Origin of the sequence: Paenibacillus sp. GCM10027629 (assembly GCF_042676425.1) — a bacterium.
Lineage (GTDB): Bacteria > Bacillota > Bacilli > Paenibacillales > Paenibacillaceae > Paenibacillus_K > Paenibacillus_K terrigena.
This window is the reverse complement of sequence record NZ_JBHTGZ010000005.1, coordinates 115,797-130,458: the sequence shown is the minus strand read 5'-3', so window position 1 is coordinate 130,458 and position 14,662 is coordinate 115,797. Positions and strand designations below refer to the sequence as shown.

At 47.7% G+C, this 14,662-nt stretch carries 11 protein-coding genes; 1 reads left to right on the top strand and 10 read right to left on the bottom strand.

All coding sequences use genetic code 11. From position 1 onward, the window contains the following. Positions 1-72: 72 nt before the first annotated feature. Genes ACFQZR_RS06565 through ACFQZR_RS06540 form a run of 6 tightly spaced genes read right to left on the bottom strand, consistent with a single transcriptional unit; the run spans position 73 to position 7,122 of the window. Positions 73-1,104 (bottom strand): glycoside hydrolase family 18 protein, encoded by a 1,032-nt coding sequence (locus ACFQZR_RS06565; RefSeq protein WP_379344107.1) that lies wholly within the window; start codon positions 1,102-1,104, stop codon positions 73-75. A gap of 4 nt (positions 1,105-1,108) precedes the next feature. Continuing rightward, positions 1,109-2,143, bottom strand: coding sequence for a carbohydrate-binding family 9-like protein (locus tag ACFQZR_RS06560; RefSeq protein WP_379344105.1), 1,035 nt, complete (start codon positions 2,141-2,143; stop codon positions 1,109-1,111). A gap of 3 nt (positions 2,144-2,146) precedes the next feature. Continuing rightward, on the bottom strand, positions 2,147-3,478 hold the full coding sequence (locus ACFQZR_RS06555; RefSeq protein WP_379344103.1) for a glycoside hydrolase family 125 protein: 1,332 nt from the start codon (positions 3,476-3,478) through the stop codon (positions 2,147-2,149). 28 nt (positions 3,479-3,506) lie between these two features. Continuing rightward, positions 3,507-4,385, bottom strand: a complete 879-nt coding sequence (locus tag ACFQZR_RS06550) for a sugar phosphate isomerase/epimerase family protein (protein ID WP_379344101.1) — start codon at positions 4,383-4,385, stop codon at positions 3,507-3,509. A 39-nt stretch (positions 4,386-4,424) separates the two neighbouring features. Continuing rightward, the gene (locus tag ACFQZR_RS06545; protein WP_379344099.1) at positions 4,425-5,711 is read right to left on the bottom strand and encodes an alpha-L-fucosidase; all 1,287 of its coding nucleotides are present in this window, start codon (positions 5,709-5,711) and stop codon (positions 4,425-4,427) included. Between the two features lie 19 nt (positions 5,712-5,730). Continuing rightward, entirely contained in the window at positions 5,731-7,122 is a 1,392-nt protein-coding gene (locus tag ACFQZR_RS06540) for an alpha-L-fucosidase (RefSeq protein WP_379344097.1), read from the bottom strand. A gap of 196 nt (positions 7,123-7,318) precedes the next feature. Between ACFQZR_RS06540 and ACFQZR_RS06535 the strand changes: the two genes are divergently transcribed. Next, on the top strand, positions 7,319-9,595 hold the full coding sequence (locus ACFQZR_RS06535) for a helix-turn-helix domain-containing protein (RefSeq protein ID WP_379344095.1): 2,277 nt from the start codon (positions 7,319-7,321) through the stop codon (positions 9,593-9,595). Between the two features lie 75 nt (positions 9,596-9,670). Here the strand turns inward: ACFQZR_RS06535 and ACFQZR_RS06530 are convergent, their stop codons facing one another. From ACFQZR_RS06530 to ACFQZR_RS06515, 4 genes are all read right to left on the bottom strand, one after another. After that, the gene (locus ACFQZR_RS06530) at positions 9,671-11,272 is read right to left on the bottom strand and encodes an extracellular solute-binding protein (protein ID WP_379344093.1); all 1,602 of its coding nucleotides are present in this window, start codon (positions 11,270-11,272) and stop codon (positions 9,671-9,673) included. A 37-nt stretch (positions 11,273-11,309) separates the two neighbouring features. Continuing rightward, a complete protein-coding gene (locus ACFQZR_RS06525; RefSeq protein ID WP_379344914.1) occupies positions 11,310-12,218 on the bottom strand; it encodes a carbohydrate ABC transporter permease in 909 nt (302 codons plus the stop codon). Positions 12,219-12,236: 18 nt separating this feature from the next. Then, entirely contained in the window at positions 12,237-13,199 is a 963-nt protein-coding gene (locus ACFQZR_RS06520; protein WP_379344091.1) for an ABC transporter permease, read from the bottom strand. 398 nt (positions 13,200-13,597) lie between these two features. After that, positions 13,598-14,641: a YdcF family protein gene (locus tag ACFQZR_RS06515; protein WP_379344089.1), complete on the bottom strand. Its 1,044-nt coding sequence runs from the start codon at positions 14,639-14,641 to the stop codon at positions 13,598-13,600. Between the last annotated feature and the right edge of the window lie 21 nt (positions 14,642-14,662).

Below are 14,662 nucleotides of genomic sequence, written 5' to 3'. Positions count from 1 at the left end.
GCAAGCTATTCAGCTCCCTATACGCGAACATGACAAGGTTATATCACTCACTAGCTACTTTTCCAATTCTACTTACTTCATACCCTCATGGATGGCATGCAGCAGACGATGCGTTTCATCGCAGCCGTACTCCCAGAACATCATGCCACCCAAGTTGTTGTTCTTCACATACTTGCACTTGTGCGCAATGGACTCCTCGTCTTCATAGGAGATGAATGTGTTGCCATTGAACAAGTACGGCGCACATGCTTCTTCATCCCAGTAACGCTTGAAGCCATTTTTGTCGATATATTCTGCAGCCAGCGCCGTGAAGTCCGGTCCATAACCGCCTGTCGTACCAGCCATTTGATGCAGACCGTTATTCCGAGCCGGAACCTGTTTCCATAGACGGGAATAGAACGCCGCGCCGACAACGATTTTCTCACGCGGAACGCCTGCCTTAATGAACATGTTCACCGAAGCTTCCGTACTGATCCGGAACAGATCGCCTGTTGGTGTATACAGATTTGTATGGTGGCCCGTCAATACTTGGAATCCACCGCGCATATCGTAAGTCATCAATTGCACGAAATCGAGGTACTGCTGCACCTGATCCATCTCCGTACCATCGATATAATACTGATCTGCTCCTGCGGCAATAGATAACAAGTAATGGCGTCCATCCTGCGCACCCTTGCGGTCAATTGCCTCACGCATTTCTTTCAATAATAGTGTAAAGTTCGTCTTATCTTCTGGGCTGGAATGAATCTCCGCCTCGCCGTAGCAAGGATATTCCCAGTCCAGGTCAATGCCGTCGAGCGGCAAATCCGTTAAGAGCTGAACCGCCGACTCCGCCATCTTTTGTCTGCCCGCTTCCGTCGAAGCGGCTTCCGAGAAGCCGCCCGCACTCCATCCGCCAACGGATAGAATAATGTTCAGCGATGGATGCTCCTGCTTAATCTTCCGCAGTACATCCGCATTTTTCAATTGTTCGATCGTAATGGCATCATTCCGCACATGTCCAAATGCGACATTCAAGTGCGTCAATTTATTCAAGTCTTCCTTCGTCATCTCCGGAAGCTTCGCATCCGCGGCGTAGCCTGCTACAATGTATTGCTGTTCCATACGTTTATTTTCCTCCATTCTCTCTCCAGAGCTTCCCATCTTCACGGATGTAGAACGTTGCGCTTCCATCCGATGAAGACGCAGAAATCTGGAACATTCGGCTTGTAAGCTCAATCGTCGGTTGAATACGCCATGCATCCTCACCCATGAGTAGCTTCACATCGGCTGTAAAGGCGCCATGGCTCTCGTAATAATTGCGCTCTCGGTAATACAATCTCCGCAGCTCCCACTTGATATGCTCATCCTGCGGAATCTCGAACGTTGCTGGGCCATCCTCATCCGTGAAGACGACATAACCCCACAGCTCCGGATAGTGCATATTGATAAGCCCCATCGGTGACCATACCCAGTTATCTTCCGGATAGGATTTGCCCGTCTCCGGGTTGATCACTTTACGATATTCGCCGTCCACAACCTCGGTACGCCATTCCACGCGAGAGAAGTTCACGCGCCAGAATTCACCCGTGAGCGGTCCGCGGCCTTCAGGCGCACATTCGCGCAAGCTCTTCCATGGAATTGCAACTTCAACGCTCCATCTCCGGTTCTCCGCAGCTGGATTGTTCAATTCGCCGTCAATGTATACCGCGGTCTTCAGTCCGTTAATATCCCAACCATTCACCGCCGGGCCACCATCGCGATATGGCTTGACGAGCAGGAGATCCCACACCGTATTCAGCGCGTTGATCTCGAATTCATAATATTGATGCGTATCGCCGTCTGGATCAATGAAGATCTCGAAGTCATTATCGTAGAAAATGACCGAATCCCGCTCCGTCAATGTCGCCCAAATCTGATCTTCTACCATATCCGCTGCAAAATAGAAATATTCATCATCCCACAGCATCTTCACGCGCGTCTGCTTCCACGGTCTTGGACGAAGATCGCCTTCGATATCGACAAAATCATCGGTCCAGTCCGCTGCCGCCCAGAACGGCTTGTCGACACGACCGTCCAAGACGAGCGGCCCCGCCGCACGTCTGCACATATAATGTTTCGGATCGTAGGTAATATTCGGCTCTGGTACTCCGCTATAATTCATTGGTTATTCCCTCCCATCCAGAAGGCCTTCTTGCATCGCCTGATACACGAGCTGCGAGAATAAGCTGTTCGACCATGCGAACCACTTGCGTGTGAAAATCGTCGGGTCATCCGAATGGAAACCTTCATGCATGTAGCCTGTATCTGCATCGGTCGCTTCAAGCATCGTGATCATCTCGAGCTTCTCTTCCTTCGTCGTTGCCGTAATACCCTGCATGGAGAGCGCCATATGCCAGATATAGCCGTCCGGTGTATGCGGGCTGCCGATCCCTTTGGCCGCTTTGCCTTCGAAGTAGAACGGGTTCTCTTTGGATAATGCAAATCTTCTTGTATTCTGGTAAATCGGATCATCTGCACCCACATACCCAAGGTAAGGGATCGACATCAAGCCAGGCGTACCCGCATCATCCATCAGGCAATGGTTGCCAAAGCCGTCTGTCTCATAGGCATAGATCGGTCCAAACTCTGGATGACGGTAGATACCGTACAACTGAATCCCGTGATCGATGTCCTTTTCCAGGTCTTTCAGTTCTTTCAAGAAGTCCATATCACGGAATACCCACTCCGCGAATTCTTGCATATGGCGAAGTGCAACAACCGCGAACATGTTGCCTGGAATGTTGTAGTGGAAATCGCACGCATCATCGCTGGAGCGGAAGCCCGACCATACCATGCCTGTATAGTTCACTGGCATGCCTAATCCGTTATTTCGCAAGGAATCCTCAGGAATGCCGTTATCCCGCGTGAAGCGGTAAGGAGACAATTCAAAATGGCGCTGCTCAGTCTTGAACAGGTCATAAATCTTACGCATCGCCGACTTGAAGCCTGCATCGAAGATGTCTGTCAGTTCCGTCTCTTTCCAGTACATATAAGCAAGACGCATGGAGAAGCAAAGGGAGTCGATCTCGAACTTGCGCTCCCACACCCAAGGAGACATTTCCGTGATGTCTGCCTTGTTCCAGTGCCAGTCATTTGCCGACTCATTGAACGCATTCGCATACGGATCGATGTGAATGTACTGGATGTGTCGCTTGATCAAACCGCTCAAGATGCGCTGCAAATCCGCATCTTCCTTCGCGAACGGCACATAGTGGATCACTTGCTCCACAGAGTCACGAAGCCATGAAGCAGGAATGTCACCCGTGATAATAAATGTCGTACCGTCATCCATCAATTTCGTTGTTGTCTCGAGTGTATTCGGGAAGCAGTTCTTGAATAATTGCAAGAGTTTCGGACGATGCGCAAGCTTCACTTCCGCTTCATCCAGCACGTTCTGGATCGATTTCGGCAGCGGCAGCTGCGGCATCGGAATTTTCGGTAATCGGAATTGTTCCATCTCTTTTTAACTCCTTTATTCAGCTTGCTTACAGGGTGCATTCATCCCACAAGCGGCGTAAATTGTCCATTGCAATACGGGAGGCTGATTTACATTCTTCCATCCCTTCAAATTCAATCGTAATATACCCGTCGTAGCCGGATTCCTTAATCAGCTTGACAATTTTACGGATCTCGATATCTCCATGTCCAACAATTGCTCCGCGCAAATAGTTCCCATGCGCCGTCAAGAACCAATCGCCATCACCCGGGTGCTGATCATACGGACGGAAATAAAAGTCCTTGAAATGCACAAGCGATGCGTAAGGCAGGTTCTTCTTGACGCCGATAATCGGATGCTCGTCAACGCACATGAAATTGCCAATATCCAGCGTCGTTTTGAAATTCGGACGGTCTACCGCGTGCAAGACACGCTGTACCCGGTCGCTGGCCTGTACACTGAAGCCGTGATTCTCAATCGTCGTCGTAATGCCGTACTGTGCTGCGTAATCAGCAATGAGCTGACTGCCCTTCACCATCAGATGCAGATTCTTCTCGAACCACGCAATGGTCATCTTCTCTTGCGGAATTGTAAATGCGGTCACATCATGACGCATATGCTTCATGCCAAGTCGGTGTACAAGATCGACGTGTTGCTTAACCCGGGCAATCTCCTCGTCGAACAGTGCATCCGTCTCTTGCACGAAGTTCGCCGGCATCGAATAGTTGGATAGATCAATGCCGACTTCCTTCGCTTTTTCCCGAACCGCATCCGCCAGCTCCGGGTTATCTACCAGCGTATAACCGTATGGAACAATCTCCATATGCTCGCCACCGTTATCCGCAATCCACTGGATCGCATCCAGAATTGTCATTTCCCCAGACTTTAACGCACTCAGCAAACTATAAGAACTTAATCCGATTTTCATGGCTCTTCCTCCTTAGGAATGGTAGACACGATCGATCAATTAATTGTGTGTTACAACCGCACCGGAACCGCCGTACATCTCTAATTCTTCATCGAATTCGAGCTTCAACACAGTCACCTGCTCATGGCAATCCTCTGCCGTCATCTTGATCCATGTCGTCCCTGGAATATTGAACCAAGGTACACCGCCGTGGATTTCATGCTCAAGCTCCTTGCCGGAGTGCAGCACTGTAATCTTACGGATCGGATTGCAAAGGCCTTTCAAGCAGATATTCTCCTTCGGATCATCGTAGACGAAGAGATAGAGCGACTTCTTATCCTTGGAAATCGTGCTACCGCCCAAATAGTAACGTGTCATAATGCCCTCATCCGTACCGAACACCGCTTCTTCGTGCGTACGAATCCAATCACCCAGGCCAAGTAGAATTGCTTCTTGGCGCGGATCAACGGTTCCATCTTCCATTGGCCCGATATCCAGGAGCATATTGCCGCCTAGTGTAATGCAATCGCAGAACATCCGAATGATCTGGTTCAGCGATTTGTAATTATCATCCGCATGCTGATAACCCCATGAGCTGTTAATGGTCGTACAGAACTCCCACGGACCTACAGGACGCGTAATCGGAATCCCTTGCTCAGGTGTCTTATAATCCCCATGCCCTTGGAGACGCGAGTTAATGATCAAATCCTTGTTGAAGGATTGCAGGTAGTCCTTGAACGCCGGCAAATTCCATTGTTCCGCACTGCGCTCCCAGTCGCCGTCGAACCAGAGCAGATCAACTTTACCGTAGTTCGTGAGCAATTCACGCAATTGGTTATTGTTGAACTCCAGGAACTTCTGCCATTTCTCCTCATCCTGAATGCCGTCAACCGGACCGGAATGTTTATTCACTTTGCTCAAATCCTCAGGCACTTCACCGCCTGCGAACACACTTGGGTAGTCCGGGTGAGACCAGTCAATCAAGGAATAGTACATGCCTAGGCGTATGCCTTTCTTCGTGATCGCTTCCGCATACTCCTTAATCAGGTCGCGCTTCGCAGGCGTCTTCTTCACCACGTTCAAGTCGCTGTACTGCGTGTCCCAGAGTGCAACACCATCATGGTGCTTCGTCGTTAACACCGCGTATTTCGCGCCTGACTTCTCGAACAGATCCGCCCACTTCTCCGCATCGAATTTCGACGCCGTGAACCCGTCTAGCTGCTTCATGTATTGTTCATGCGTAATACGCCCATTGTAGAATGACCATGATTCAGACACACCATCTACCGCATAAATCCCATAATGAATAAAAATTCCAAGCTTCGCATCCTCAAACCACTTCTGCATTTCTCCTAACCCCTCTCAACTATTGAATTCGGAATACATGTGCAATCGGTGCCTTATCTTGCTGCTCCGCCTTCGGCATACGAACGGAAATGCCCTTCTCGGTACGGCGGTATTCCAGATTGTCCGGCCCGCCGACAAGATCAACGCGTGCAATCGATTCGAGCTGAATCGGCAGGTGCAGCTCTTCTGCAACTTTCTCTTGCTCATCTTTGTATAGATAGAACGCATACATCGTGTCGCCCTTTTGCGTGAACTGGTAGCTGCCTACCGAATAAGGTGCGCACGTGCGTGTGCCGTAAATCGCTTCACCATGGACCTTGAGCCAATCTCCCATACCCTTGATGCGAGAGATCGCTGTCTTCGACAATCGACCATCCGGCTGTGGTGCCACGTTAAGCGCCAAGTTGCCGCCCTTCGCTACAATCTCCACGAGCAAATGAATCAACTGACGAACCGGCTTGTAGTTATCTTCATAACGGAAGGAGAACGCGCTTCCCATCGTTATGCAGCTCTCCCACGGCACATTCAGCGGACGTTCAGGAAGCGTCTGCTCCGGCGTAATCAAATTCTCGTATGGTCCGCCTACCGTGCGGTCAGCTGATAGTAACCAAGGCTGGATTTCACGCGCACGTTCGACCACTTCACCGAGACGGATATCTTGTCCGCTCCGTTCACAGACCCAACCGGCATCCAACCAGAGCATATCAATCCGGCCGTAACGCGTCATGAGTTCCATAATCTGTTCATGCGTAAATTGAACGAATGCTTCCCAGAGTTCCGGATAATCCTTCGGATCGTAGGAAGGACCGCGCGTCGTAAAATCGCTTCGCTCCATGCCTGGCGCCCAATACGTCGGCGTATTCCAATCCGCCTTCGAGAAGTATGCCGAAATGGCTAGCCCTTTCTCACGGAACGCATCAAACAAATGCTTACAGATATCCGCATATTTGTGCGTATTGAACGGACAGCTTGGATCGGTAATGCTGTAATCCGTCGTCTCTGTATCCCACATGCAGAAGCCATCATGGTGTTTCGTCGTAAAGTTCAAATATTTGAAGCCGTTGTCTGCAGCGAGTTCAGCCCAGAGCTCGGGTTGGAAGCGAATAGGGTTAAACGTCTTGTTCAGCGCAAAATACTGCTCCTTCAGCTCCTCGTCCGTCACATCCCAGTCAATCTCGTTACGGGACCATTCTTTGTCCTTGTCGATCAACGCCCAGGATTCAACGACACCTAGCTGCGAATAGGGACCCCAGTGCATCATGAGTCCGAGCTTCTGATCTTTGAACCATTCCAGACGCTCCAGCAGCAGTGGATCGGTAGGCTTCACCCACTCCTCTTCGCTGCTGTAGTTGTGAACTCCTTGCTCAACAATTTGTTCCTGTTCGTGATTTTCTACCTGCTGATCACTCATACGATACGAACCCTCCGTGTTGGCGATGACCTCGCCTCATTTTCTAATGAATATCAGAATTTATTCCCCACCCTATCTCAAAACCTAAAATTTTTGGTATCATAGAATAGAATGAAGATTGGTTCACCTTCCATCCCTGTACTTCGATGGCTACCAATCAGCTTCGTAGGACGCAACTAGAGGAGGCCACCAAGGCATGCAACGGAATTATTTTAAATCGAAGTTATTCTTGAAGTTTATTGGATCCTATCTACTTATTCTCCTCATTCCTCTACTTTTTGCAACCGTATTCATATATCGTAATGCCGTAAATAATCTTCAATCGGAGATTGAGCAATCACACCTCAACCAATTAACCCAGACGAAGACAGTTATCGACGGAAGGATCAAAGAGCTCAGCGAAATTGCTTCGCGAATTTCTTATGATCAGCGACTGACACCATTTCGTGTCCACGACCCTTATGACAGCTTGGAAGCGATATCGGCACTGAATAACTATAAAGCTACCAGTTCGATTGTCTCGGAAGTTTTCTTATATTATCATAACGATGATCGAATCTACTCTTCGCAAGGAATGTCCACGCTCGATGTGTTCGCAGATCGTTATGGCTTCACGAACTGGTCGCACAAGGATCTTATGGAAGAGCTGAATACAGCGAGATTCCCATTGATGCATCCCGCGGATACGGTAAACCGGAATACCTACTTGCAGGAGTCTATGCTAGCCTATTCCGTTCCGATTACACCGAATAGTACAAATCCGCATGGAAGCGTGCTCTACTTGATTCGTGAATCGGAGTTCGCCAGTCTGATTAGCTCCGTACTCGGCAATTATCAAGGATTGACTTACATTTATGACAACAATGGTCAAGTTCTAACACATTACGGAACGGGAGAGAAACTCTCCGACCAAGATACCAGAACACTATTCAAGCTGAAGCCTGGCATTCATGATCATAAGATTAACGGCCAGTCTCATTCGATCGTATCGGTCAAATCAGACAAAAATGGCTGGACTTACGTAACGCTCATGGCCAGCGACCAATTTTTCAGCAGCATTATCGATGTTCGCAGCTTCATTATCTTGTTATTCTTCATCACCCTGAGCATTGGCGCTGCGATGGCCTATGTCCTTGCGAGAAGACAATATCATCCAATCTCCGAACTCGTCAACCTGGCAAGTGCCAAATCAGGATCGGCTCGTTCGACGGATAATGAACTGGATCAAATTCGCAACACATTGCAGGATTTCAGCTCACGTGTTGACTTGCAAGAACCCTATGCACGCAACCATGTCTTATCCACGATCCTGAAATATGGAAGTGCGCGAAGCATAACCCCGGATATTCTGGAAGCCTTCGACCTTAGACTGGATCTGCCGAACCACTTCGTGATCGTATTCGCATGGGAAATGCCCGAAGATGAACTCAGCGAAATTCAAGATCGCCAAGCGATGATCGAACTGCTCACTCGCATTGAGTTCCCGCAGCTGCAAGCGCATGCTTATGGCGTAGAGCTGCCTCAATTGGATCAGATTGCGCTCATGGTCAGCTTCGACCACAATAACGCTCTTGGAAGTGAACAGCATGTCCGCTACATTGTCGAAGCGGTACGCAGCCATATGCTCGAGATGTTCGATGAGATTCCCGCGATTGGTGTAGGAACCTGCTACGCCAGTGCGGATCAACTGAACCAATCCTTTATCGAAGCATGCTCCGTCGTAGAACTTCATACGGGACAAGGTGCTGTAACGTACTTCGAGAAGTTGTCCGGGACGCCTGATCATACCTTCTTAATTCCAAATGCCGTCCTGCTGAAGCTCTCGCAGAGTCTGAAGCAGGGTAGCTATGATGTCGCAGAACAAATTATTAGTACAGCAATCCGTGATCTTCTTACATCAGAGCATTCAGCCCTGCTCACTCGCTGCATTTGCTATGATATTCTGAATACCATGCTGAAGACAGCGTCCGAACTTGGCATTCACAATGTCATGCAGGAGGTTGCCTCCAATATGATGTCGAATTCCTTGGATGATCTGGAGCGTCATTTCCATGTGCTCGCCGCGAAGATTTGTTCAGCCATCGAACAGCATCATCAGAAGGAAGAGCACTCGCTCATGGATCAGATTGTCGGTTATATTGATGAACATTATATGGACCATTCACTTAGTCTCGAATCGGTATCCTACGAATATACGATTTCTCCTTCACACTTGAGTCGTTCCTTCAAGGAGAAGGTAGGCATTAACTTCATCCAATATATCTGGCAGAAGCGGATGGAAGAAGTACAGCACCAATTAATAACAACCAATGATCCGTTAAAAGATATCATCATGCGTGTCGGATACCTCGACACACCGAACTTCATTCGCAAGTTCAAGAAGGAGACTGGCTATACGCCAGGTCAATACCGCAAGCTCTATGCCGATCCGACACAGGTGAATGACGAATTATCTCCCGATGAACTTTCATAGCAGATAGACCAACACCCGGTATGCCTTACAGCATAACCGGGATTTGTTGGTTTAAGGCTATATAGGGATTCGATCTTAGCGGTCGTGAGCGGCTTGATACAGCTCAACGATGCGGTCGCTGCCCATTTTCTTCAATTGTGCTACATATTTATCCCAGTTCGAGAGCGGTTCTTGACCTGTTACGAATTTCGCTTCCATCTGGATCACATAGGTGTTAAGATCCGACAATAATGCCGTTGCTTCCGATTGCTCCGCATCTGTCAAGTAGACGTTCGGGAACGGAGATCTAGCAATTGGAACAAGCTTCTCTTGGTTCTCTTTGTCGATCCAATCATCGAACGAGCTTCTTAGACCTTTGGTAACTTCGCTCATGTTAATACCTGGAGTCAAGATACCGTAGTTCGGCGTGATTGTACCTTTGTATTCTTCACGGTCGCCTCCGCCTGGTACTGGAAGCCATTCTTTTTCTTTCGCATCTTTGTTCTTGAATTTCCACAAGAGGTTCTCAGGACCTTGGTTGAACAATGTAGAACCTTCATAGCTATATAGGTAATCTACCCAACGCATTGTAGCTTCTGGATTCGGGTTGCTGCTCGTAATCGCGAATGTACCGCGGGCCGAGATACCTGGATGCTTACCGTATACTGGGGAACCAGGGATTTCACTGCTTACTGGCGTCATTAGCGGGTTATCTTCGCTAGGCTCGCCGCCAAGAGTGAAGTACGGGAAGTAATCACTGAACAATGCCACTTGGTTGTTCTTACCTTTTGCTTTCTTCTGTTCATCGGTTTGCGAGAACGTCTCATGATCTAATAGATTTTCTTTCCACAATTTATTCAAGAATGTGAGATAGCCTTTGTAGCCTTCTTCTTGCGGTGTGTAGTGTACTTTGCCGTCTTTATCTGCATAGTAGGCTTCACCGTAAATACCCCAGAATCCGAGGAAGTACATCCGTAGATCGTCAAGTTTTACCGAGGCAAGAGGCACTTCATCTGGCTTGCCGTTGCCGTTCGCATCTTCGTCTTTAACACGTTTCAAGTATGTGTACAGCTCATCTGTCGTCTTAGGCAATTCGGTCATGCCGAGTTTTTTCAAGAACTTGCCGTTATACCACATCGGTCCGCGATACCATACAGCAGACAAGTCGATATACGGAAGCGCATACATATGACCATCCGGTGTCGTGAAAGACTTGCGGATATCTGGATGCTCATCAAAAACCTTCTTCAAATTTGGCGCATAGCCGCCATCAATATAAGGATCGAGCGGGATGAGAACGCCTTGTGTTCCATACGTTACTTGTTCCGCAGGCTTCAAATCCGCCGCGAAGAAAACATCCGGTAAGTTACCACTCGCGAATACGAGGTTTTTCTTCGTCTCGTAGCTATCAACCGGCGCAAGCTGATACTCCATCTTAATGCCTGTCAATTTCTCCATCTCTTGCAAAACAGGCATCTTGTTCCAATCGGCCTGTCCAGCATCTTGCGACATCATCTTAAGTGTAAGCGGTTGGCTTACGATTGGAAACCCCTCTTTCTTCACATCTTTAGCCGCTTCAGTAGTGTTTCCACCCTCTGCTGCTTTCTCTCCTTCTTTGGAGGAACCGCATGCTGCTAACAAGGATGTTGCGAGTGTGAGGCATAGTAACACGGAAGATGCTTTACGAAGTTTCATCATGTTCATACTCTCCCCTTTTCATATATGGATCAATGAATCAGCCCTTAACGGAACCGATCATAACACCCTGAACAAAATAACGCTGTAAGAACGGATAAACCGCGATAATCGGTAAGGTAGCAACAATAATGACGGAATATTTCATCAATGCCGCAACCTCTGCCTTATTATTCAGTGCAGATGCCGTTGCCATATCCATCGCCCCGCCGCCTTGTGCCGCCATTTCTTGTAGTACGAGAATTTGACGTAATACGAGCTGAAGCGGATATTTGGCCGCGTCATTGAGATAAATCATCGCCGAGAAGTAACTGTTCCAGTGACCTACACCATAGAATAAAGCCATAACTGCGATAATCGGTGTCGATAATGGCAGAATAATTTTAACGAACATCCGCATATTCGTACATCCATCGATCTGAGCCGCTTCTTGCAGTTCCTTCGGAATCGAAGATTGGAAGAAGGTTCGCGATACGATAATATTCCAGATGGATGCTGCCGATGGGATGATAAGCGCCCACATCGAATTGATCATCCCTAGTTCTTTGATGAGCAAATAACTTGGTACCAAGCCACCGCCGAAGAACATTGTCACCATGAACATCCCCATGAAGAAGTTGCGTCCTACGAAGTCTTTGCGGCTGAGTGCATATGCAGCTGGCAAGGTGACCGCTAAGTTAACCAATGTCCCGATAGCCGTATACAGAATGGTATTCCCATAGCCTGTCCAAATCGCTGAATTCTCAAATACTCGCTTATATCCTTCAAAGGTTATGCCTTTCGGTAACAGCCACATCTCACCGGACCCGACATACTTCGGATCACTAATCGAGGCACTAAGCATATAGACGACAGGATAGAACACAATAAGAAACGCTAGGAATACATAAATATAGTTGCAAATTAGAAATACTTTGTCCCGTCTAGTTTCTTTAACACCGGAAACCATCAGTCTCACCCCTCTTTTCTACCACAAGCTGTTCTCACTGCTGCGACGTACGATTTGGTTGACGGTAATTAATAGAATAGCGTTAATTACGGAGTTGAACAAACCGACTGCTGTCGAGAAACTGTACTGCGCATCCACAAGACCTGATTTGTAGACGAATGTCGAAATGACATTGGACGCTTCCATATTGAGTGGATTTTGCAGCAATAGGATTTTCTCGAATCCTACCCCGAGCAGACTGCCGATATTCAGAATGAGTAGAATCGTTATCGTCGGCACAATGGTTGGAATGTTAATGTGACGAACACGTTGGAAGCGCGATGCGCCATCGATAATCGCTGCTTCATGCTGCGTTGGATCAACGCCTGAGAGCGCTGCCAAATAAATGATCGTTCCCCAACCTGCACTCTGCCAGACACCGGATAACACATACATCGTCTTAAACCATTTAGGATCGGTTAAGAATTGCGGTGCATCGAAGCCTAGCCATGTAATAACGTGTGTAATCAGCCCTGTCGAAGGCGACAAGAACGTAATGATCATCCCTGCCATAACGACGACGGAGATAAAGTGCGGCGCATACGTGACCGTCTGAGCCATCTTCTTGAAGAAGCCGTTCTTTATTTCATTGAATGCCAGTGCCAGGATGATCGGGATCGGGAAGCCGACCACAAGCTCATACAAGCTGATGCTAAGTGTGTTCCATAACAAGTCCCAGAAATAGTAGGAGTCAAAGAATCGAGTGAAGTGATCGAACCCGACCCACGGGCTTCCGAGAATCCCTTTTGTCGGAATAAAGTTTTTAAATGCGATCTGTATGCCGTACATCGGACCATAATGGAAGATCAGGAAATACAAAAACGCTGGTGCAATGAATACGTAAAGTTCCCAGTTCTGAGCAATGCGCTTCCACAATTTTTTGTCTTTCGACTTTAATGTTGGAAGTGTGTTACTCGTTAAGGCCCCATTGGTATTCTGCATGGTGTCACCCCTTCCTGATAAATGTAGTTGTCGTTAGCATCGTCATCCATGCTTGGAATCGAACCTTGCTAGCGCTTACATCAAACATACCGGGGATCAGAAAGACCGTAAATATGTCATTTTGGACGATACCTGCGAACGCTTACAGTATACGTTTTCATCATTTTCACAGGATCGTTTCCACATAGTGACAATATGTCGTTTTTGCTCAAAAACCGCGCCGTTACGCCATCCGCAATTTTGACCAATCGCAAAAACAGCGTAAAATCAGTCTTTTACGATGCACTGTGTAAGCGATAACAAGAATGACATGCAGCACTTAACCTTCGCCACAACAAAAAAAGACGAGCAGCGTGCTTTCGTCGCACGACTACTCATCCTCTTTGGTCATCCTTCGTCTAACCTTTACCAAAGTAATATTGGAGGCCTACGCCTATCATGGATAATCCCAATACAATCCCTACGACAATGCCATGGCGCTTGCGATTCATCACAACAACAGCTATATATTCACGAATCATCGCGTTCGGCCAATAATAGAGCGCAGTCTTCGCCCCAATCCCTTGGCTGGATAACCCCGCTTGGCGAGCATACATTCCGGCACGGAACAGATGGAAACTGTTCGTTGAGAAAATGCTGTTATAGCTGCTTCCTTTTAGATCGTCCATGATCTTCTTGGAGAACAACATATTCTCATACGTATTCCTGGATTGATTCTCCTGAACCGTATGCTCTATCGGTATTCCTTTGTCCACTGCGTAAGCTTGCATCGCTTCGGCTTCCGACAGATTCTCATCCGAGCCTTTGCCACCCGATAAAATGATGGTTGGCGGTGTTCTGACTGCTTCCTGCTTGCGATAAAATTCAATCGCTTTAAGAATGCGATTCGCGAGCAATGGCGGAACCTGATTACGAATCAAACCGCTCCCTAGAACGATAATAAAATCTTGATCCAATCTCGGTTTATTGAACTGATACAGGAAATAGGCCGATAGGAAACTGAATAAATTCACCAGGAAGTAGAGGAAAATGAACATAACCCCGGGATACAAGATTTGAATCTCCTTCGGTAGATAGCGGATCGGCTGGATGATCGTAAGAATGATAAACAGTAAAATACCAATGCCCAAGAGCAACGTGAGATAATTCGAAAACTTCCGGCCTTCTTTGCGAATCAGGATTCTTGCATTAATGAATAACACGATGACCAGAGCGTACACGCCAAAAGTCAGCATGATCACGATCAGGACGATCGGGATAATTGCGAGAATCTTGAGAAATGTCTGATCGGACGCAAAGGCTGCAATAATGCTCGCGACTCCCGTCGAGCAGATGAAAATATTAAACAAAAAACCATTCACCGTTCTCCTCGGATCTCTTAGATAGAACCACAGGAACAGAACGAATGAAAGAACTGGAACAAACCACAAGTAAAAACCCATGCTGCGTTAGAACACCTCTTC